General features: G+C 50.8%; 16 protein-coding genes and 2 tRNA genes. 13 read left to right on the top strand and 5 right to left on the bottom strand.

What is annotated here, in order from left to right; translation table 11 throughout:
- Nucleotides 1-91: 91 nt before the first annotated feature.
- From secG to HMPREF3192_RS00050, 9 genes are all read left to right on the top strand, one after another.
- Complete coding sequence (gene secG, locus HMPREF3192_RS00090) at nucleotides 92-340, top strand: preprotein translocase subunit SecG (protein WP_066304289.1); 249 nt, start codon at nucleotides 92-94, stop codon at nucleotides 338-340.
- A gap of 249 nt (nucleotides 341-589) precedes the next feature.
- A complete protein-coding gene (locus tag HMPREF3192_RS00085; protein WP_066304287.1) occupies nucleotides 590-2,221 on the top strand; it encodes an ABC transporter substrate-binding protein in 1,632 nt (543 codons plus the stop codon).
- A 108-nt stretch (nucleotides 2,222-2,329) separates the two neighbouring features.
- On the top strand, nucleotides 2,330-3,370 hold the full coding sequence (locus tag HMPREF3192_RS00080; RefSeq protein WP_066304286.1) for an ABC transporter permease: 1,041 nt from the start codon (nucleotides 2,330-2,332) through the stop codon (nucleotides 3,368-3,370).
- Between the two features lie 11 nt (nucleotides 3,371-3,381).
- Nucleotides 3,382-4,392, top strand: a complete 1,011-nt coding sequence (locus tag HMPREF3192_RS00075; protein WP_231723308.1) for an ABC transporter permease — start codon at nucleotides 3,382-3,384, stop codon at nucleotides 4,390-4,392.
- A 1-nt stretch (nucleotide 4,393) separates the two neighbouring features.
- Nucleotides 4,394-5,491: an ABC transporter ATP-binding protein gene (locus HMPREF3192_RS00070; protein ID WP_066304285.1), complete on the top strand. Its 1,098-nt coding sequence runs from the start codon at nucleotides 4,394-4,396 to the stop codon at nucleotides 5,489-5,491.
- Nucleotides 5,491-6,558, top strand: coding sequence for an ABC transporter ATP-binding protein (locus HMPREF3192_RS00065; protein ID WP_066304283.1), 1,068 nt, complete (start codon nucleotides 5,491-5,493; stop codon nucleotides 6,556-6,558). Before HMPREF3192_RS00070 ends, HMPREF3192_RS00065 begins: the two co-directional genes overlap by 1 nt.
- Before the next feature lie 114 nt (nucleotides 6,559-6,672).
- Nucleotides 6,673-6,763, top strand: a tRNA-Leu gene (locus tag HMPREF3192_RS00060).
- Between the two features lie 120 nt (nucleotides 6,764-6,883).
- Nucleotides 6,884-9,328: a GAF domain-containing SpoIIE family protein phosphatase gene (locus HMPREF3192_RS00055; protein WP_197414511.1), complete on the top strand. Its 2,445-nt coding sequence runs from the start codon at nucleotides 6,884-6,886 to the stop codon at nucleotides 9,326-9,328.
- A gap of 116 nt (nucleotides 9,329-9,444) precedes the next feature.
- Nucleotides 9,445-10,194, top strand: a complete 750-nt coding sequence (locus HMPREF3192_RS00050) for an ATP-binding protein (RefSeq protein ID WP_197414510.1) — start codon at nucleotides 9,445-9,447, stop codon at nucleotides 10,192-10,194.
- Between the two features lie 160 nt (nucleotides 10,195-10,354).
- Here the strand turns inward: HMPREF3192_RS00050 and HMPREF3192_RS00045 are convergent, their stop codons facing one another.
- The 5 genes from HMPREF3192_RS00045 to pfkB form a co-directional block, all read right to left on the bottom strand.
- Entirely contained in the window at nucleotides 10,355-11,911 is a 1,557-nt protein-coding gene (locus HMPREF3192_RS00045; RefSeq protein WP_082715476.1) for a YfcC family protein, read from the bottom strand.
- A gap of 479 nt (nucleotides 11,912-12,390) precedes the next feature.
- Nucleotides 12,391-12,747: an LPXTG cell wall anchor domain-containing protein gene (locus HMPREF3192_RS00040; protein WP_066304278.1), complete on the bottom strand. Its 357-nt coding sequence runs from the start codon at nucleotides 12,745-12,747 to the stop codon at nucleotides 12,391-12,393.
- A 44-nt stretch (nucleotides 12,748-12,791) separates the two neighbouring features.
- Complete coding sequence (locus HMPREF3192_RS00035; protein WP_066304275.1) at nucleotides 12,792-13,031, bottom strand: hypothetical protein; 240 nt, start codon at nucleotides 13,029-13,031, stop codon at nucleotides 12,792-12,794.
- A gap of 428 nt (nucleotides 13,032-13,459) precedes the next feature.
- Nucleotides 13,460-16,051 (bottom strand): C1 family peptidase, encoded by a 2,592-nt coding sequence (locus tag HMPREF3192_RS00030; RefSeq protein WP_066304274.1) that lies wholly within the window; start codon nucleotides 16,049-16,051, stop codon nucleotides 13,460-13,462.
- Nucleotides 16,052-16,371: 320 nt separating this feature from the next.
- A complete protein-coding gene (pfkB, locus tag HMPREF3192_RS00025) occupies nucleotides 16,372-17,283 on the bottom strand; it encodes a 1-phosphofructokinase (protein WP_066304273.1) in 912 nt (303 codons plus the stop codon).
- 299 nt (nucleotides 17,284-17,582) lie between these two features.
- Here pfkB and HMPREF3192_RS00020 point away from each other — a divergent pair, with 299 nt between their 5' ends.
- The 4 genes from HMPREF3192_RS00020 to HMPREF3192_RS00005 all read left to right on the top strand — a co-directional run bounded on the left by HMPREF3192_RS00020 (nucleotide 17,583) and on the right by HMPREF3192_RS00005 (nucleotide 21,046).
- Nucleotides 17,583-18,683 (top strand): glycosyltransferase family 2 protein, encoded by a 1,101-nt coding sequence (locus tag HMPREF3192_RS00020; protein WP_082715475.1) that lies wholly within the window; start codon nucleotides 17,583-17,585, stop codon nucleotides 18,681-18,683.
- A gap of 106 nt (nucleotides 18,684-18,789) precedes the next feature.
- Nucleotides 18,790-19,050, top strand: coding sequence for a hypothetical protein (locus HMPREF3192_RS00015; protein ID WP_066304271.1), 261 nt, complete (start codon nucleotides 18,790-18,792; stop codon nucleotides 19,048-19,050).
- Nucleotides 19,051-19,175: 125 nt separating this feature from the next.
- Nucleotides 19,176-20,843 carry an alpha-galactosidase gene (locus HMPREF3192_RS00010; protein ID WP_066304269.1) on the top strand — a complete coding sequence of 556 codons (1,668 nt, stop codon included), beginning with the start codon at nucleotides 19,176-19,178 and terminating at the stop codon, nucleotides 20,841-20,843.
- A gap of 128 nt (nucleotides 20,844-20,971) precedes the next feature.
- Nucleotides 20,972-21,046: transfer RNA gene (locus tag HMPREF3192_RS00005), tRNA-Val, on the top strand.
- The last annotated feature ends 180 nt before the right edge of the window (nucleotides 21,047-21,226 follow it).

The raw sequence follows: 21,226 nt of genomic DNA, 5'->3' as shown, positions 1-21,226 counted from the left end.
TTATAATAACGTCAGCGCTGCTCTTTGTGGTACTGACGTTATTTGTTATTTACTGACGTGTATATGCATAGTTTTTAGAGGAGCGTACAGCGTGAGTCCATTAAATATTGTATTGCTTGTTCTGTGGGCAATTTCTGCTTTGGCCGTGGTTATCTTGGTGCTTATGCACTCGGGTAAGGGTACGGGCGTTTCGGATATGATCGCCTCGTCGATGTATAACTCTTCTGCAGCCTCTGGTGTTTGGGAAAAGAACCTCGACCGCTTGACGATTATTGCTTCGCTTGTCTTCGTGACGACCATCGTTGTTTTTGTGCTTACCTTCCCGCAGGGCACGTTTTAGGTACGTTTTAAGCAGGTTTTAAGCACATAAAAAAGCAATTTGTGTGGCGTTGCAGCCCTTCTCTATGAAAAATTTCATATAATATGCACAAACCGCCTTCAAAAGAGGGCGGTTTGTTAATTTTTAGAGTCATAAAACACATCGTAATTCATAGAATTTATCAGCTTCTGTATTATAGGTATGGACCCAGTAAGTATGTGTAGGGATAAATTGGTTATCCCCACGTATTGGATTCAAGAGGAGGAACCTATGGCTGACAAGTTGATGATTGGTCGACGTACCTTTATTAAAGGTACCCTTGCAGCAAGTGCTTTGGCCGCACTGGCTGCATGCAAAAATACCGGTGGCGCCGCTGGCGGCTCTAAAAAGGGTGGAACGATGAAGTTCTTCATTACCGAGCCTGTCGCAATTGACCCGTACAATGTACAGGAGTCCGAGGGCACCCAGGTTGAGCACTGCCTCTTCGATTCCCTTACGTTCTTTGACTGGAAGAAGAAGGAACTTGTTCCCATGGCCGCCGCATCTTGGAAAGGGAACGATGATGCGACTGAGTTCACCTTTACTTTGGTAAAGGGCGCGAAGTTCCACAATGGCGAACCCGTTGACTCCAAGTCCTTTAAGCGTGCTTGGGAGCGTATCCTCGACACGAAGATGAAAACTCCTTCCGAGATCGCTTACCACCTCGACCCTATTGTTGGTGCTGCCGAGATGAAGGAAGGCAAAGCAACTGAACTTGCGGGTGTTGAGTGTCCCGACGACCTCACCCTTGTTGTCAAGATGGTTGCCCCTACGGCAGACTTCCCCTACATCGTTTCTCACCCTGGTCTTGCACCTGTTCCTCAGGCTGCACTGGATGACCCCGATGCATTCTTGCTTGCTCCTATCGGCAATGGTCCTTTCAAGATGAAGGGCAAGTGGGAGTCTGGTCAGTACATCGACGTCGTGCGCTTTGATGACTACTATGGCGAGAAGGCCAAGCTGGATGGCGTGCACTTTTCGATTCAAAAAGACCCCAACACTGGTTTTAATGAGTTCACCGCTGGTAACCTTGACTTCACGCACATTCCAACCGGCCGCATCGGGGAGACCATTAAGCAGTATGGTAAGGCTGACGATGGCTACACCGCCACGCCCGGTAAGCAGACCTTGACGGGTACCTGCGCTTCTATTTACTACTTGGTGATGAACTTACAGGACAAGACGATGTCCGACATCAACGTCCGCCGTGCTATTTCGCTGGCTATTAACCGCCAGAACATCAATGATACCCTGTACGAGGGCTCTCGTACCGTCGCTGACGGTTTGTTCCCCTCACTGATTGACGATAGCAAGGACAACATTTGGCCCTACGCCAAATATGATCCCGAGGCTGCTAAGAAGATCGTTAAGGACAATAACCTCACGGGCACCGAGCTTGTGCTTTCCTACAACACGGGTGGTGGTCACGAGGACCTCATGACCATTATCTTGGGCGACCTCGAAAAGGTTGGCTTCAAGGTGAAGCAAAACACACTCGAGTGGGCAGCCTATCTGAGTAAGCTGGGCGATGGCTCGATCTCTCTTGGTCGTTTGGGCTGGAATGCAGACTATCCAACCATGGACAACTTCATTTACCCGAACTTCTACTCCAAGGCCGAGAACAACTACTCCAAGTACAACAACCCTGAGGTCGATAAGGAAATCTTGGCTGCACGTCAAATCACCGATGACGCAAAGCGTCGTGAGGCATACCGCAAGATCAACAAGATGATCGGCGAGGACGTGCCCATCATTCCTATCTTCTTCTATGCCAACTCCCACGTGGCTTCTGCAAATGTTGGTTCTGTTTACTTCAGCCCAGTACAGAACGCTGACTTCGCTCGAGCCGAAATGAAGGCATAACATTTTTGCAGCGTAACTGCTCAAAAAAGGCGGGGACTGGATTTCCAGCCCCTGCCTTTTGACACATCTATATGAGAAAAAATTGGCGACAAATAAGGATGTTACTGTATGGGGAAGTACATCATTAAACGTATTCTTCAGTTTATACCGGTGTTTTTAGGTGTAACGCTTATTTTATTTGCGATGGAGAATATCGTTCCAGGTGATCCAATTAAATTGATGGCGGGCGAGAAGAAACTCGACCCGACCACCGAAATGAATCTGCGTGTTTCGTTTGGTCTTATCGAAACCGATGACTCTGGTCATGCGGTGCTCGACGCGAATGGCAATACCATTCCTACACCAATGTGGAAGCGCTATACCACCTATTTGACAAACTTGCTCAAAGGCGATTTGGGCATTTCCTACCAGAGTAGTGGACAGTCGGTGGTGAGTATTTTGGTTGCGAAGTATCCGTACACCATACGGCTGGCGATCGTGGCTATTATTCTCGAAGCCGCCATTGGTATTGGTGCGGGTATGATTTCGGCCATTAAGCGCTACTCATTCTGGGACATCTTGGTTACCTTGGTAACCTCCGTACTTGTTGCCATGCCCGCCTTTTGGTTTGGTATGCTTTTGCAACTCACCTTTGGTATTGCGCTTAAAAATCTTACGGGCGGTGCCATCTATTTGCCTATTTCGGGTGCAGGTGGTCCGAGCGCAGAATTCCAGGGCTGGGTGTACTACATTTTGCCTGCACTGACGCTGGCTGCTGTTTCGACAGCTTATACAGCCCGTATTATGCGCTCGCAGCTTCTTGAGGTCATGAACCAAGACTATATTCGTACCGCGCGCGCCAAAGGCTTGTCTCGTCGTAATGTTATTTGGCACCACGCCCTTAAAAATGCCTTGATTCCTGTTATTACCTACATTGGTATGGACTTCGGTGGCATGATGGCAGGCGCCATTCTTACCGAGACGGTCTTTAACTGGCCTGGCGTTGGATTCCAAACCTATCGCGCTATTTCGCAGCGTGACTGGCCGCTCGTCTTGGGTTCGGTCACCGTTATTGTTGTGTTGGTTATGGTCATTAACTTACTCGTTGATATTAGTTATGCCTTCCTTGATCCTCGTATTCGCTTCGATTCAAGTAAGAGTGAAGGATAGGGGAGTTTGTCATGAAATATCCAGTAGAAGCTATGGCTGCTTTGAAGTTGGAAGCCCAACAAGAAGCTCAAGAAGCTCAAGAAAAATCAGATTCCTTTACGGAGGAAGTTGCTCGTAAGGCTGCGGTTGCCAAAGCGACCAACCCTGCTGCGCCTACTCGTACCTTGTGGGGCGACGCATGGAAGCGTCTTCGCCGCAATAAACTTGCTATGCTCGGTATGGTGTGGATCATTTTTATGGTGATCATTACCCTGACCGCCGATCTGTGGGTGCCTCAAACTTTGGGAAGCCCCACCGAATCCAATTCATCCAACATGGCAACGACGTCTCGTCTTCCACCGTCGCTGGAGCATCCTTTTGGAACCGATACGCTCGGTCGTGACGTGTTGAGCCGCGTTATTTATGGTGCTCGCGTTTCGCTTTCGGTTGGACTTTTGGCAACGGCGATCTCTACCGCTATTGGCCTGGTCATGGGCGCATTGGCAGCCTATTACGGCGGCATTTGGGATACCATCATCATGCGTATGGCGGACGTTTTCTTAGCGTTTCCGTACATCCTGTTTGTTATTGCTTTGCTCGCCGTAGTTGGATCTGGTATCCAAAACGTCTTTATCGCTATTGGTATTTTGGGTTGGCCATCCATTTCCCGTGTTTTTCGTTCCGCTATTCTCACCGTTAAAGAGAATGACTACGTTGACGCGGCACGAGCCATGGGAGCATCGGACTTGCGTATTGTCGCGCGCCACATCTTCCCCAACTCGGTAGCAACGATCGTTGTCTATGCCACAATGAATATCGGTGGCGCCATTCTGACCGAGGCGGCTCTGTCGTACTTGGGTATGGGTGTTATTCCTCCCGAGCCTTCATGGGGCATTATGATTCAGGATGGTCAAACGTATTTAGCAACACAGCCGTGGCTTATGGTTATGCCTGGTATCGCCATTCTTACGACGGTACTTTCCTTTACTTTGTTAGGTGACGGTCTGCGCGATGCACTCGATGTAAAGATGAAGGATGCATAAGATGGCTAGAAAAAAACACGACAACTGGGTTGATTTAAAGACGCAGCCCGTTCCCGAAGGGCAGCACCTGCTCGAGGTGGACAATCTTAAGATGTATTTCCACACGCAGGATGGTGTGGTCAAGGCCGTCAATGGCGTAAGTTACACCCTTGACCGTGGAGAAACTCTTGGCGTTGTTGGTGAGTCCGGTTCGGGTAAATCGGTTACCAACCTCACAATCATGGGTCTTATCGACATGCCTCCCGGAAAGATTGAAGGCGGCGACGTACGCTATCGTGGACGCTCGCTCCTTAAGATGTCCGAGCACGAGATGGAGCATATTCGCGGTAACGACATCGCGATGATTTTCCAAGACCCGATGACCTCGCTCAACCCCGTCTACACTATTGGTCGCCAGCTTGGCGAGGGTCTGCGCTTGCATCGTGGCTACACAAAAAAGCAGGCAACCGAGCGCGCTATTGAGCTGCTCGAAATGGTGGGCATCCCCAACGCTGCTCAGCGCATCAAGAGCTATCCGCATGAGTTTTCGGGCGGTATGCGTCAGCGCGTCATGATTGCTATGGCGCTTGCCTGCGACCCCGACATTTTGATCGCCGACGAGCCGACGACTGCGTTGGACGTAACCATTCAGGCGCAAATTATTGAGCTCATGAAAAAGATGCAGGCCGAAAACGGTAATGCCATCATCATGATTACGCACGATCTCGGTGTCGTTGCCGATGTTGCCGATAAGATCATGGTTATGTACGCAGGTTCTCCCGTGGAGTTTGGTACCGCAGACGAGATATTCTATAACTCGCTGCACCCCTATACCTGGGGTTTGGTTCGCTCGATCCCCAAGCCTGCGATTGACGAGAAGAGCGAGCTGACGCCCATCGACGGTAACCCGCCTTCGCTGGTAAACGTGCCAGAAGGCTGCTCCTTCTCGCCACGTTGTCCTTTTGCGACCGAGTATTGCCACAAGCACAAGCCCGAGCTGTATGTGAGTGAGACGGGCCACTATTCTCGTTGCCACTATGCGGACGACCCCGATTTTGTTGCACAGAATGCGCCCGTGACTTCGCGCAGCACCCGTACTACGTCAAATAAGGAGGAGTAATGGCTGTTACTACTGTCGATACGGTCGATGCAATCGATACAAAACACGCTGGTGAACCGCTCCTTCATGTCGAGCATTTGACCAAGGAATTCCCCGTTGAGTCGGGCTTGTTTGCTAGCCGTATGAACAAAAAGCGCGTTCATGCTGTCAACGACGTTTCGTTTGATATTTGGCCTGGCGAGACCTTTGGTCTGGTCGGCGAGTCCGGTTGTGGTAAGTCCACCACGGGTCGCTGTATCATGCGCTTGATCCAGCCAACGCGCGGAAAAGTTATTTTTGATGGCAAGGACGTGGGTAAGCTCAATAAAGCGGGTCTGAAGGAAATGCGCCGCAACATGCAGTTCATCTTCCAGGATCCCTACGCTTCACTCAACCCTCGTATGACCATTGGCGAGATTGTTTCGGAGCCGCTGCTTATCCATGGTGTTATGCCCGATAAGACTGAGCGCATTGATTACGTGCGTAGTCTTTTGGATGTCGTCGGCTTAAACCCCGAGCATATCAATCGTTATCCGCACGAGTTTTCGGGTGGTCAGCGCCAGCGCGTCGGTATTGCCCGTGCGTTTGCTCTCAAGCCAAAATTGATCATCTGTGACGAGCCTGTCTCGGCCTTGGACGTATCCATTCAGGCGCAGGTTCTCAATTTGTTGGGTGACCTGCAAAAGGAATATGGTACTGCCTATCTGTTTATTGCGCACGACCTGTCCGTTGTTCAGCACATTTCCGATCGTGTGGCGGTTATGTATTTGGGCAATATGATGGAAACGGCCGACTGGAAGACGCTTTACGACGCTCCTCAGCACCCGTACACGCAGTCGCTGCTCAGTGCCGTGCCCGTGCCTGACCCCGACATTCAAAAGACGCGTGAACGCATTATTTTGAAGGGTGATGTGCCTTCGCCAATCGATCCGCCGAGTGGCTGTCGTTTCCATACGCGTTGCCCCATTGCGAAGGACGTGTGTAGCCAGGGAGATATGCCAAGCTTCAGCGAGGTAGGCAAAAAGCATCTTTGTGCCTGCCACTTTGCGAACGTGAATCCCATTAAGCAGGCATCGATCGAGCTGTAATGCGCAGATCGTGCGCAGCGCTTGCACGATTTTCTCGAACTCTTCAAAAAACTCCTTTTTGGTGTTGGCGCGCAGCAGTTTTTGTGTTATATTTTCTCTTGCTGTAACGCACACGTCGGAGTGGCGGAATAGGCAGACGCGCTAGCTTGAGGTGCTAGTGACTAACTAAACGGTCGTGCGGGTTCAAGTCCCGCCTCCGACACCACGAAAAAGATACGCGGGCCTTTTGTTGGGTCCGCGTTTTTTCTTATGCATCGCATGGATCCGTATGGACTATGCTAAAACGAGCACGCTTTTGTTGCGCTTTGTTATAAGGAGTGGTGCTATGCTCGAACATACGTCAGACGAGCCTCGTTGGTCTTCTCGGCCTGAAACAACCTCAGGTTCTGTTGACGCTGGTGCCAACCTCGTGGCGTCCGAACCCGATCCTGCTGCCATCACTAACCCCACGCCGACCGCAAATCCCGCCGCCACTAACCCCAGCACGAGCATAAAAAAGGCCTACTCACTCGGGTCGCGCCTGACCGCCGCGGCCACCCTCACGCGCCTGCTGGACATTACTTCAAACGGTGTGGTGGTCTTTGCCGCCAGCGGCGTCATTGTCTATAACAACGAGCGCGCAGCTCACATGCTTGGCGAGCGCACCCTTGTAGGTTGTCGCATCGACGAGATTATGTATCCCACGCAATCCTTTGAAGCCCAGTTTGCCCAGACGAGTCATCGCGCGGGCATGGAATTTACAGCGCCGTTTTTGCTGGATGGTTCGAGCTGTACGGTTGTGGCAGCGCACAAGAATGGTGGCGACGTCTTTTTGCATGTCCGCTGCGACGAAATTGCAACTCCTGGCAAAAATTACCTGCTTGTGATGGAAAGCGCACCTCTGCTTTCCAATCACACCACCGAAGAAGACGCTGAACACATTTCGGAGCTGCAAGGCGCCAACCGCCGTCTTTCGGGCGTACTCAGCATCGTGCTCGAGACGCTGAACTGGAGCGACGTCGCCAGCCTCTTCGAAAACGTGTTGGAGCAGCTGCGCGATACCATGGAAGCCTCGGGCACCTTGCTCTACCTTGCCGAGGCGGATGGTTTGGTGCTGCGCGGCATGACGTCGTCCATGCAAACTTCGATGCTTCCGCACTATCTCACGCTCGGCGAGGGCCTCGAAACGCACGCTATTGCCGCAGGTAAAGCCATACGCATCCAGGTACTTTCGTTCGACCGAGAAGATCTGCGTCATCCGCAGTCCGCCTTCCGCCGCGTGCGCAACGAAGAAACCAACGAAACGTTTTCGGTTCCCACCGAGACACTCTTTCCCTTTATGAGTAGCATTTTGGTCCCCATTTGGTTTTCGGATCATATCATCGCGCTTATTGTGGTGGGCTGGGAGCGTTCCCGCAGTCTTCGCCGCGACGACTCGCGCCTTTTGGATTCCATCGCTCAGTACTTATCGGTGCAGCTGATGGGAGCCTTGACCGACCTGCGCAACCAGCGCCGCATCCTGCTTGACCAGCATCTGTCTGAATTGCACGAGCAGCTGCAGGCGCATGACGAGTTCACGCCAACTGCACTTGACCAGGCCTTGGCACAGACCTGCTCGTATTTGGATGCCCACTATGTTGCGGTTGATCTATCGGACCACACCCACGCGTCTTTGTCCGCCGAGATCATTCAGCAGCTGCAAGCACTGTTACGCGGAGCTGACGAGAAGACCGACGAGGTCGCCGCGCGGGTTGACCGTACTGGTCAGGCTGTTCACGACGAGAAGGGCGCCTCGCAGAGCGCATCACAGCCTACTGAAGCGCACATTATCCCATTAAGCAGCTCTCCTCAAGCACAAACGCTTGCTGGGCTCATACAGCGCTATACGAGCTACAACCGTGGCGCTGTTGTTGATGCGGGTACGATGCTGCAAAAGCATTGGGTCTTCTTTGTGTTACGAGGCCCACAGCAGGAGCCGCTTGATGACTTGGAGCTTACGTTCTTAGAGTCGGCAGTCGCAAAAATACGACAAGATGTGGTTGGCGCCGAGCAGCGCAATGCCGATAAGCATATTGCACAGGCATTGCAGCTGGGGCTGCGTAATGAATTGCAGCAGGTAGACGGTATTATCGCTGATGGTATTTATTCTTCAGCGACCGAGGATGCTTTTGTTGGCGGCGACTTTTACGACCTTATTCGTTTGCCGCAGCGCCGTGCCTGTGTCATTTTGGGTGATGTGTCAGGGCATGGCGTCGAGGCAGCTTCTGTTTCGGCAGCTGTTAAAACGGCGCTTGCGGCGTACGCTTGGCAGGGCTTATCGCCAGCGCATATGGTGCAAACGCTTAATCGCTTTTTGTTGGGATTTTCTCGTCTCGAAACCTTTGCCAGCCTTTTTGTTGGGGTTATCGATCTGACAAAAGGGGAGTTGCAGTATTGTTCTGCGGGGCATCCACCAGCGCTTCTAGTGCGTGGAGCTGGCAGGAAACTCGATATGCTTGATGTTCAGTCGGCGGTTGTGGGCGCATTCGAAGAGATGAGCTATCGCAATGGTTCGGTGAGCTTTGAAGCGGGTGATACCTTGCTGCTCTATACGGATGGTGTGACCGAGGCACGTAATGCCGAGGGCGCCTTTTTTGGCGAGCGGAATCTCTGCGAGGTAACCTTGCGCGAGGCTGCTCGTGGAAGTCGTGGTTTGTTGAAGCGCTTGCTCGATACACTGGATAGTTACACGAACCGCAATTTGACCGACGATTTAGCCATGGTCGCGCTGACGTTTAAAGGCGACAAGTAAAAACTCATGTCCACCAGTAGCAAAATGCTTATGCTCGCCCGCAAAACACCAAAGGCAGCAAATAAAAACTCGCCGCTATCGGTATGAATGGTTTTTGCTTTGGGAACAAAGTGAGTATGGCCGTCAAAACTAACATTGCACTGGTGCCCCTCGAAGGGGATTTGAATGTCGTGCGTGTGCCGCAATTGCGTCGCACGATCGATGCCCTTATCGACGCTGGATGCCAGCGTATCATTATTAACATGGCCGAGGTGCAGCATATTGACTCTGCTGGCATGGCGCTTCTTTTTTGTGAAATGCGTCGCATGTGTTCGCGCGGAGGACTGCTTTCGCTGAAGTCGGTTTCGCGTGGGGTGTATCACGCGCTCAGTTTGGCGCGCGTTGTCGATATGATTCCCATCTCGCTCATAGGCAAGCACGCCTCAATTCCCGCACTTGATCCATCTGCGCGCCCCATTTGGCAAAGCTCAATGCTTGTCTCGGCTGAGGAGCTTTCGAAGGCTCGCCAGTGGACGACGCACATGCTCGAGCGTATGTACATTTCTGCTGATGATGTTTTTGACATGACGCTTGCCGCGGGGGAGGCGCTGGGCAATGCCATTGACCATTCCTGCTGCGAAGATTGTGTCTACATAAGCCTGGCTGCGTATCCCGACCGCGTGGTTATTGAGGTGAGTGACACAGGTTGCGGCTATTCGATTGACGAGACGAGCACCCCTGTTTCACGTACGGGAAGCGATCAGGAGCGTGGTCGTGGCATTAAGCTCATGCGTCTGTTGGTTGATTCAGTTTCTATCAAGAAGAAAAAGAATAGTTCGGGCACACTTGTGCGCCTGGTAAAGCTTTTGCGTAGTTGCAAGCTCTAGCAACAGGAAGTGCAGCCACAATAAAAACGGTGACAGTGTGGAACTGCCACCGTTTTGTTTTACCTTAGGACCTTAGCAGTGCATCCCAACATCTGATCGAAGCTGTAAAGCAACAGCTTTAGCGATGCAAGTACACCACGTCGGTCTTCTCGGCAGGAGATTATCCAAACATAACCTGTGCTATGAGCAGAAGCAGGTTTACGCCTACCGTACCAATCAGCAGCGGCGTGACAAACTTCATCCAACGGCTGAAGGGAACATCGACCATTGCCAGCGAGCACAAGATCAAGCCAGTCGGGGTAATGTAGGAAATGAGACCCTGACCATAGTTGTATGCTGAGATAACGGCTGCACGAGAAACGTTAACGGCGTCGCCCAACGGGGCCATAATGGGGATGGACAGTACAGCTAAGCCCGAGGACGAGTTGATGAAGAAGCCGAGGATGCAGTACACGAAGAACATAACAATGATAAAGATGACGGGGCTCATACCTTGTACAACGCCCGAGAAGTAGCTCAGGATCGTGTCCGAAATCAAACCATCTTCCATCAGGATATTAACAGCACGAGCAACACCACAAACAAGAGCAACGCTCATGAGGTCACCAGCACCAGCAATGTAGGTGCTAATGTAGTCATCCTCTTCAAGACCTGTGGTAAGCGCCAGAATAAAGGAGGCGCACAAAATGGTTGCGGTCATGCTGTCGAACCACCACTGCTCGGTGACGATACCCCAGACAAGCGTTGCGATAGCGCCTGCAAAAACAAGCAGGGAGATCTTCATGCGGCCGGTAAAGGCAAGAGTACCACTCTTTTTGTCGACCCAGCGCTCTTCGATCTGCTCTTTCATGTCGTAGCAGACAGACTTAGAAGGATCGCGGTGTACTTTGTGGGCATACCACAAGACATAGCCAATGGCAAAAATACTACCGACGACCAATGCGATAAAGCGCCAGTTCATCTGGTCACTCATGCTAATACCAGCAGCCTTGGTAGCAACACCGATGCTGAAGGGGTTCAGTGTCGAATACATGGTACCAACGGAAGCACCGACATAAATAACGGCGATGCAGGTCATAGCATCATAACCCGCAACAATAAAGACGGGCATCAAAATGGGGAAGAGTGCAATGGTCTCTTCGCCTAGACCAAAGGTGGTGCCACCAACGATCATAATGAGCGAGAGTACAATAATCAAAATGTATTCTTTACCTTTGGTAATGCGTGCAAGCGCAAAGACTGATGAGTTCAGTGCGCCAATTTTATTCAAAACACCAATGCAGCCACCAAGAAGGAAGACGAACAGAATAATATCGATGGTGTCGTAAACACCTTTAACGGGTGCCTTCAAAAAGTCGAGAGGACCCTGTGGCTTAGCATCAAGTTTTTGATAAGTACCAGGGATGGCAACGGGCTTAGAAATAGCGCCGCTCGTGTAGTCCTCGATCTTACCCGAAATGCCAAGCTTCTTAAGGGTATCCTGCGAGGCCTCGAGATCTTCAGTTGAGCCATCGGGATGGGTAACTACAAAAGACTCTTTATCTGAATCATAGATAAACTTTGAGTAATTACCAGCAGGTACGACCCATGTCAAAGCTTGTGCAAAAAGCATGACGATGAACAACACGGTAATCGCGTTAGGGAATTTAAGCTTAAATCCCTTTTTTTGCGGAGGTTCTTGGGAACCTTGCTCTTGTAAAGCAGCTGTATCAGCCATACGTGTTCCTTTCTCTGGACAACAAAGACAATCAGCTGTCCACATCAGCTGATCGCTCCAATTAAGTATGGTTCTTTAATAGAATACTCGTTTAGATTGTTTAGAATTGTGGTATTTTGTGAACGGTGAGAAGTTCGGGGTGAACGACACTCATATATTCGGTCATCTACCAGCAAATCTCTCTTTTGTGCCAGCATAAAATATTTTTTAGGAATTCTGTTCACCGCGCCGGCGGAAATGCAATGCTGGGAAATTTTTATTGTATATTGTTGCATCTACCGCTAAAAATTTTATGCATACGACTATAACGTATCGCTAAAAATTTTTATTGCCTATCGCTTGCGCCAGAAAATGTGTGTTTACACCAGAATAAGTGGCTTCTGGCTGCAAAAAGCCTCCCAACTCTTTTGGAATTGGGAGGCTTTGAAGCTAGGCTGTTTTAGCTGTGCAAGCTAAGCCTGAGAGTGACCTGCAGATCCTTAGTGCTTTTTACGACGAAGAAGCATGCCGAATCCAACAAGAACGCTACCACCAAATGCGCTGGGCATGCCAGCAGGTCCGCTCGCTTTACCCGTTTGAGGAAGTTTTGCTGTGCTTGCTATTACTGCAGTGGCAGGAGCTAAGGCGGTGCCGACGCTGGCTTTGGAGCCTGTAGCCGGGGTTTGTACAAGGGTGCCCGTTGTGGCACTCGTTGTTGAGCCCGTTGTCGTGGCGTTCGCACCATTGGTGCTGTTGCCGTTAACGACAGAAGCAACGGCCTTGTTCACAACAAAGCTTGCCTTTGCACTACCGTCTTCAGAAATGATTTCGATGGCGTGCTTATCCAGTGCCAGCAACTTCGTGAAGCTGTCTGCCAGCGTTACCTTTGTGCTTCCAGCTTTTATGCTAAAGTTGGCTTAGGATCGGCAGGTTTGCTGTCTGCTGGCTTCGTCTCGTCAGCCTTCTTATCGTCCTTTTTGTCAGTCGTTGTTGTTACGGGTGGATCTTGGGGTTTAACAGCAACGGAACCACTGGCCTGAGCTGCAGCTTGCGTGGCCTTAGCGGCTTTGTCAGAAGCCTGCTTTTTGGATGAGGCATCTGCTTTTGCATTGAGAACCCTTAGGTTAAAGCGCTCGTTCATTGATTCTTCTTATGAGGTCAGTTATGCATACACAACATCTTTGGTGTATCACGAATGATAAGAAAAATCGCACAGATTTTTGTAAACGCACTTGGTCTTATTTGTTTATATATGCTATATGCAAAATATGAATATATAAGGAAGTAAATTCTTTTTAGCTCATAATGAAAATAAATTGAATGCTTTGTGAAGAATAATTTTTTACGAACGGTTAACGAATAATATTTTTGAATATGTATAACTTTATAGAATAAGAGTACTTATATACATTTTTTAGCACAACTTGGCACAGATAGAGTGCCCGTCAAAATGAAATGATGTCGCATGAAAAAGGCCGCCCCCAAAAAGAGAGCGGCCTTACGTAGTTTAAGCGTTATCTGCGCTTAGCTTATGTGTGCGCTCACACTTACGCGCCCGCACGCCAACGCTTAGTTCTTCTTGCGACGAGCAACAGCACCAAAAGCGGCAAGTCCCGCACCTGCACCCATAGCCACCATCGGTGCTATGGTTGTGGGGTCTTGCGTACGAGGCATCTTGCCAGGCTTGGAAGTCTTTGCAACTACCTGCGTGGCGGTTTGTGTCTTGTTATCGTTGGGGGTATCCACAGCATCGGTCGCCGTAACGGTAAACGTTGCTTTAGCAATACCATCAGTAGAAACGATCTCAATCGTGTGCTTACCAGCGCTTAAACTCTTAGTGAAAGCAGCCTTCAGGGTTACCTTAGTCGTTCCCTCTTCTACGCTGTAGTTGGAAGGATCAATAGTAGCACCGTCAATGCGAACAGCAACAAAGCTCTTCAGCGGCGCGTTGGACGCAAAGAGCACCTCTTCACCCTGCTTCACGTTGGAACTCGTAACCATCTGATAGTGGCTGTCCTGCGCAAAGTCGTTAACGGTAAAGGCCTTGATAAGGGCGTTACCAAACTCGAAGTACTTGTTCTCGCCTAAAGTCTTGCCAATCTCGGCAGGAGTGACCCACTTGTAACCGTCTTTGGTCATCAGCTTGACGAAGGTCTCGCCAGGATTGGCCACCGCGGTACTCCAGACATAGCCCATTGCGCGACCCTTGGTCTCGGCGTTGTTCTTATCGGGCCACTGAGCATCCTGCGACATACCTGTCTCGAGGTTGAGGTAGGAGTTGATGCTCTTATCGGCATTGACGCCTGTGACGTTCTGAACGACTGCGAAGGTCTGGCCCTTTTTCAGGTTTAGGGCGTGGGGAAGTTTGACGGTGTGCAGGCCAGGAACTTTTGCGGTGTAGTTCATGGTCAGGACGGGCTCGCCGTCATTGGTGGGGTCGTTGTCCTTCAAGGCATCGGCATTGTTCAGCATATAAATGCTAATGGATGTCTTGCTATTGGGCTCAGCCGTCTGGACCGAAACCGCGCGCAGGGCCTCGTCACCCTTGGCGGTGAAAATGTTCGAAACGAGCGTGCCCTTATCGGCAGTACGAAGCACGAGCGGAGATTGCGACTGGTTAATAAGGTAGTCGTAAGAGTAGTTATTATCGTAGTCGTAGCCATCCTGCTTGAGGTCTACCGAGAAGTACGACGGCGTGTTGATGGAGCGATCGTAGTACGAAAGCCAGAAGAAGCCAGTGTGAGCGCCGTCCTTATCGACGATGCCCCACTTGGTTTGCTTTTGAGCCTCTTCTTTGCTCAGACCAAATTGCTTCATGAGAAGATCGACGGAGTTCCAGCTGTTCTTGACCAGCCAGGCGCCCTTCTTGAGGTTGGTGACGTCATTTTTGCCAGCCTTGAATTTGGCGGGATCGAAGTTGTCATCCCAACCAACGATGGTAACGGCATGGGTAATCTCGACATTGGTGGCGTCGCAATACTGTGCCCAGTGCTCGCCGTTTATAAAGTCAGATTTGCTTTTCTGGCCAGGGCGATAGGTGTCGGCACCATAACCAATTTGTACGCCACCGTGCTTGACGAGGGCCTGCTTAATAAGGGTGTTGGCGTCTTCGTTGTAGCCCTTCCACACGAGGTGGTCGTTCTTATCGGGAACTAGAATGTTGGGGCTGGGCAGGTAGTAGGTGCCATTGACGCGTGCGCCAGCATCCTCGTAAACCTCTTTGCCATTAGCATCGGTGTGCATAGCCCATTTATCGTGGAAGCCTCTAAGGTTCTTACGATTGTCCCAGTTCATAGCCACACCAGTAGGCCAGTAGGGCTGTGCCTTCTCGGTTGTTAGCGCTTGCCAGCCACCGAATAGCGTCTGAGCCATGGTTGCCCAGCCACCGCAGGCAAGGCGATCGGGGGTGGTGTCAGGAGGAAGAACGTCTACCTGACCTTCTCCCTTTTGGCTTCCCTCAGATTGCAGATCATATGCCTTCCACGCAAGGGAGAGCTCCGAAAGGTCAACACCGTGGTCATCAAGATTGGTGAGGACAGGCTCCTTGTGATCTTCAGCATTGTAGGCCTTGGGATATTGCGCCTTTAAGATGGCACTTTCGAGGGCCGAAATTGACGCGAAGGCCCAGCAGGTGCCCCAAGGACTCTGGTTTTTAACGGGCGTAATCTGGCCAATATTGTTTAGGTAATAGGTTGGCATTTTGTTGACATCAAGATTTTTGTCGAGCGTCTTGAGCGTCCCCTGCTGTCCATTGACGAGCAGCTGCGTGGCGCCAGTAATCTGTACGCCGCCGTTGTGGGAGTCGCCAAGGTCACCACTTTGCAGGTCAAAGTCAAATGGCCTAAAGTTGTGCATCCAGGTGAGGTATTCGTTCCAGTCTGCTTCGGTCGTTTTACCGTCGCCGTTGAAGTCAAACATGACCTTGGTACCGTAGGAGTCGGTGGCATCGGCGGTGGCGTTGGTGCTCGCGGGGTCTGCTGCGGTGGCAGCAGGCAGGGCGGAGACAGTCTTGGTGGCTGTCTGGAGAGCCTGTGCAGTAAAAGGAGAGGCTAAAAGCATTGCTAAGGCTGCACTTGCAAGGGCTATAAGCGTGCGGCGTCGTGACCATGCACGAATATGCGCCTTTGCATTCAGAACTCTTAAATTAAAGCGCTCGTTCATTCATCCTCCTTAAGATGATAGTGACAGACAAACCTCATTTTGTAACACGAAATCCCACAGAAGCCAGCGAGGTCACACAGTGGATTTTGAGTTAAAAACATGTGGGTATGCACGAATTTGGATAAATTTTTCAAAATCTATTTTAAGTTTTATGAAGAATGTAAAAAAAATACCTTTTATTAAAACGTGAATTTAGGTAAGTGGTATGTATACGCGGATAAGCGATATATTTTTACGTTGCATGGTGCCACGTGAACAAGACACAGGGCTTCTCTATATATAAATTTGTACTTAAAATGAATATTATTCTAAAATGAATATTATTCGGCCAGGCTCGCTAAGAGTGCCTGCACTTCATTACGTGTCGCAAAATCAGCCGAGAAGGCGCTTGCGGATCCCGTGCAAATACCCATCTTAAAGGCGTGCTGCATGTCGCGACCGCTCTCGATCCAGCCAGCAATGAAGCCCGCCACCATGGAGTCGCCTGCACCAACGGAATTAACGACGGTTCCCTTAGGCGCAACGGAGGTATATACCTCACCGTTCTCGGATACGAACACGGCACCTTCGCCCGCCATCGAGACTAAGATGTTGCGCGCACCGCGCGCCTGCAGTTTTTTGGCATACGGAATAACTTCCTCGCGCGTTTTGAGTTCGACGTCAAAAATGGCCCCAAGTTCATGATTGTTGGGTTTGATGAGGAAGGGGTGATACTGCAACACGTTAAGCAGCAGGTCAAGCTCCGCATCGACCACAATACGAATGCCGCGTCCCGCAAGGCGAGACATGATTTGCTCGTACATATCGCTCGGCAAGGTTTTGGGGACGCTTCCCGAAATGACGAGCATATCATCGGCAACTAGCCTGTCGAGCTTAGCAAAAAGCTGTTCGATTTCGTCTGGGCTTATCTGCGGACCAATGCCGTTGAGCTCGGTTTCTTCTTCTGCCTTGAGTTTGACATTGATGCGCGTCATGCCCTGCTGGGAGCGAATGAAATCAGTTTTGCACCCGTGAGCACTTACTAGGCTTGCAAGGGCATCGCCCGTAAAATTCGCAATAAAGCCCAGCGCACAGGAGTCGTGATCGAGATTTTTAAGCACGATAGAAACGTTGATACCTTTGCCGCCAGGCATGACGTTTTCGTAGGTCAGGCGGTTGATCGTGCCGGGCACGAGCTTGTCAAGACGAATGACATAATCAAGGGCGGGGTTAAAGGTGACGGTATAAATCATTGCTTCTACCTGCAGACTTTTTCGAGAGGGGCGCCGACCAAACACGGCTCGCCAAAGAGCGTTTCAATCATAGCGTAGTTGTAGGGAAGTAGCATGTAGAGTTAGCCGTTATAATACGAAACTAAGCAAATCTATACGAATAGCGTGAAATTTTTTGTTCGCTTACCCGTTCAGGTAAAATAAACAGCGCAGTTATATGACACATGATGAATGCTCGCGTATGTTGCCTGCCGAGAAGACCTTTTGTATGACGTATGTATGGCGTATGCGCGAGTACTTACCCTGGGATGGTACATACTATGACAGACACTTTGTCCGCACAGCCGACGACCGCAGCCACGACATCCACGGTCGCGTCAACGGCATCAAAAATTTTGTCCTTTGGCATTCCGTGCTACAACTCCGCAGCGTACATGGACCATTGTATCAGCTCCATTTTGGAGGGCACCAACTACGCACCCGACATTCAAATCATTGTGGTTGATGATGGTTCCACCAAGGATGCCACGGCACAAAAAGCCGACGAATGGGCCGAGTGTTATCCCAACATCATTAAAGCCATCCATCAGGAAAATGGCGGCCATGGCGCTGCTGTACTTGCGGGTCTTGCCGCAGCGGACGGTGTGTTTTACAAGGTCGTTGACTCGGATGACTGGCTTGATGCTCCTTCGTTAGCAAAGCTTGTCGATACGATTCGCGCCTCCGAAGCCGTCCACGAAAACGTGGACCTTTTTATCAGCAATTATGTCTACGAGCACGTGCCTGACAACACGCAAAATTACGTTTCGTACCGCAACATTTTGCCCACGGGCCGCGTGTTTGGCTGGGACGAGGTCGGCCATTTTCACATGTGGCAAAACCTCATTATGCACTCGCTATGCTATCGTGCTGACATTCTGCGCGCTGGTGGCGGCACTCCGTTGCCCTCCCACACGTTTTATGTCGATAATATCTACGCCTTTGTGCCTCTGCCTCGTTGCAAGCGCCTGTACTATTTGGACGTTGATCTGTATCGCTACTTTATCGGCCGAGAAGATCAATCGGTTAACGAAACTGTCATGGCGGGACGCATTGAACAACAGCGGCGCATTACGCGCATCCTGATGTATTCGTACAAGCTGTATGAGGATATCCCATCGATTAAATTGCGCAGCTACATGGTTAATTACTTTGTCATCATGATGGCCATTTGCTCGATCTTCTCGAAACTCTCGAAGCAACCCGATGCTATGGAGCAGCTCGACATTTTGTGGAATGAATTACGTGAGTACGATCCACGTCTGTGGCGTCGTTGTCGTTTTGGCATTGTGGGCTCGAGCACGAATTTGCCCACCAAGGCTGGAAAACACATCACGTTAGCTGCATATCGTCTGGTTGGTAAGTTTGTTAAATTTAATTAGTGACGGTTTTACTCGCATGTTTCCATCAACAGCATGCCCTAGCTGTGATGTATGATCCTCAGAATTGGGATGCGGTGCGCTATTACCAAAAAGCCGATATTGCATTATGGCAGCGGGACCCTTATCGTTATATGAACCTGCTGCCTCTATATACATGCCCTCAAATAATGCCGCTTACCAGGCTTTCGAGCCCACCGCAGTCCTGCTCAAAGATCTGTACGCCCGCCTCAAAAAATATCACGGCCGTTTCGTCCTTATCGAACACGGATCTCGCGGCGCTCGGCGCGACGAATTTCTCAAACAGACCTCTCCCGTGCTGTTTAGTGCAGCAGATAAGTTCGCAGCCTTGGCAAGCTCGCCCGCATGAGTCTTGGCAAGCACCCGTGCATGAGGAATAATAAAGGTAACTGTTTTTAGCGCGCCTGCGACATCTGCAAGCGCTATAGAGAGTGCGGCATGTGTGCTTTGTGCACATACCAGTAGGGAGTATGCATGAATCCGCTGCGGTTGTTACGACTGGTTTATCACATACCTGGCAATCCCCAACGCTTTGAAGTGTGCTTAGCGACCGATAGAGTAGCTCGCCCCGTCGCCTTTGCGCGTGAGATCGGCTTTTACGTCCAGCTTGAGCACGACGAATGGCATGTGCACGTGGTACCAACAAAATGGATCGTCATCGATGAACTCAGCATGCAGCTCAAAATACCTACTAAAGGCGCTCAAAGCATCTTTTTGAATGGCTATCAATCCGATACTAATTCTGGCGAGACACCCTTGCATGGGCGCACACCTGGCCTTTCGTGGTATGCCAAGCGCCTCTTTGGCAACGAGGCGGCCACCCGTGCGGGCGATTATCACTTTGTAAAGCAGGATAGTAGCGCTGGCCACCAGCACGGCTTTTCGTATGGATACATCCGTCGTGATCCGCAGTACACGCTCTTTGGTTCGCTTAACGAAGAAAAAGGCTTCACCGTCATTCGCCAGCAGGGCGAGCTCGATAACTTCCTCTTCGAGAAGGAGCCTCCTGCCGCAGCCTTGCAGCCCGATGTCGATCACGATCTCATGGCCGTCTGCCTCATCACAGGAAAGCGCTCCAACGTCATGCGCCGTTGGGTAAAGCGCAGCAAGCACACGATCTTCTCGGCAGATCCGCTTATTGGCTATACGACCTCGTATGATGGCGTGATGTATCCCACAAAAGTAAGCGAGGAGCAGCGTTTAGCGCAGGCTGACGAGAAGACCGTCCGCTCACAGCTCCGCGCGTATCGTGAGCTGCTACGGGGGTTGCATTTGCGTGGGTTGAGTAAGCTTTTTCAGATCGGCGAAGGCTATTGCGTGCCAGGCGATTGGTTGGACGTCTCGAAAAAGCGTTTTCCCTGCGGGCTCGCGCAAGCGGTGCAAACGATTCATGAGCAGCATATGCTTGCGGGGCTGTGGTTGGCGCCCTTTGCGTCCGCGCGGGATTCTCGTCTGGCGCTGGAGCATCCCGATTGGCTGCTACGAGACATTGCTCAAAAACCGCAATGTGTGAGTCTGCATCACAATGGTCTATTTGCTTTGGATGTGTGTAACGCCGAGGTCAAGCAGTATATTGCGCATGTGGTGAAGGTGGCGACACAGCAGTGGGGCTTTGATTTTTTGACGATCGATTACATTTATGCGGCCGCACTTCTCGAACATGCGGGGCACAATAGGGCAGAGCTGCTCGACATGATTTTGACGATCGTTCGCGATGCTGCGGGTCCAGATGTGCTTTTGAACTTTGGTGGCGCGCCTCTTGCTTCGGCGATTGGCCATGCGCAGTACTGCGAGATTTCTGCGGGTAGCGCTGTTGCGTGGGATAGCGCGCGCTTTGGTCATGTCAAAACGCGCGAACGCAAAAGTACGCAGCAGGCAATTCAGGCGATCGCCGCTCGCGGCGCACTTGATGGCTGGGCGTTTGGCGCCAATCCCGGAGTCATGCTTTTTGATACCATCGCGAGCTTTGATGATGCTAATCGCGCAAGTTATATTGATGCGTTTATCGCGCAGAGCAGCGCTTTGCTTATAGCGGGCAATCTTGAGCGCTGGACCGATAAGCAAAAAGAGGCGTATCGCTTAAGTTTGAAGCAATTTGCTCTGCGTCACGGCATTCGTGTTGAAGGTGTTGAGGCACGGTAAGCGCGCACCTACCCCCCAAATGCGTTCAGAGAGGTGGATATGTACACAGTATGTACACTTGCAAGAAGACGCATATTGTCGTATAGTTACTCCCGCTGCAGTTCTTTATAAGCTTCTGTGGTGTATGTGGGCGATTGGCGCAGGGGGAGCGCGCTTCCCTGACACGGAAGAGGCCACAAGTTCAAATCTTGTATCGCCCACCATTTACGCAGGTAAAGCGGGTAGTTCGTGATTGAAAAATTCCTGACCAAAAAATGGGTCAGGAATCCGGTCAGGAACTGCTCGCTTATTTTAGGTTTGCTGCACTTGAGGAATATTGTTTTTTACTTTGTTCCACTGACACATTTCTGCCACAAATCCTCATCTTCATCTTTGCTGTAAAT

It is taken from the genome of Atopobium deltae (assembly GCF_001552785.1).
GTDB classification, from domain to species: Bacteria; Actinomycetota; Coriobacteriia; order Coriobacteriales; family Atopobiaceae; genus Atopobium; species Atopobium deltae.
Note: the sequence above shows the minus strand (reverse complement) of the source record. Positions and strands in the feature narration are given on the sequence as shown.